We start from the raw sequence: 975 nt of genomic DNA on the forward strand, positions 1-975 counted from the left end.
AAGCAGCTATCGATGAACCGGATACGATTTCCGCATTATCATCGATAACGGCGACATCCGTCAAGGTAACGTTACCCGTATTGCGTACGGTTATCTCGTAGTTGATATACTGACCAATGGTATAAGAGCCTTCACCGGTTGTCCGTTTGGTAAGCGACAAGCCAGGCTGTTGAGTCAATTCAACAACCGTCGGGTCGTTCGGCTGCGGGGTACCCGGATTGTCTGACGGCACTTCCGGTGTCGGGTTGCCTTCCGGATCATCAGCCGTCACCTTCGCCTGGTTCACTACGATGCCGGCGTCGATGTCGGATTGCGTAACCTGGTGGCGCGCGATGACCGTGGCCGTAGCGTTCGGTGCCAGGGTGGCTATCGGTGAACCGGAGACAATTTCCGCATTGTTGTCAGTAACGACAACGTCTGTCAGGGTTACGTTGCCCGTGTTACGGACTACCATTTCGTAGTCGATGTAATCATCCACGGCATATGGGCTTTCGCTTGTTGCAACTTTGGATAGTGTCAATGAAGGGGCCCATGGCACCTCCACTTCGGTCGGTATGCCCGGATCGCCTGGCTTGCCCGGGTTGTCCTTATCAGGGGTCGATGGAACGGGCGTTATCGGCGCGGCCGGGTTGTCCGGGTCAGTCGTCGGCGGTGTGCCCGTGGTCGTGGCCAGGTTCTCCACCACGCCGGCATCCTTTTCGGGCTGGGTCACTGTATAGGTCGCCGTGCCTGTCGTGCTTTCGCCCGGGGCCAGTGTGGTCACGTCAAGAACAATCGCGTCGGTAATCTTCGGGTCGGCCACTGTGATACCATCCATCGTTACGTTTCCGATGTTGGTCACGGTGAACGTGAATTCGATGGTGTTGCCGTCCGCGGACAGTACCCCCGTCTTAGCGAATGAAAGTGCGGGGTCGGCCGGGACAACCACTTCGGTCGGTACGCCCGGGTCACCCGGCGTGCCGGGGTTGTCCGTAT

Annotated in this window: 1 protein-coding gene; it reads right to left on the reverse strand. The window is 57.9% G+C overall.

The window, feature by feature from the left end:
• The coding region (locus IEV98_RS01125; protein ID WP_229738703.1) for a CLIPPER-2 domain-containing protein at positions 1 to 975 on the reverse strand (975 nt) is incomplete at both ends.

Source organism: Parapedobacter pyrenivorans (assembly GCF_014636865.1).
GTDB classification, from domain to species: Bacteria; Bacteroidota; Bacteroidia; order Sphingobacteriales; family Sphingobacteriaceae; genus Parapedobacter; species Parapedobacter pyrenivorans.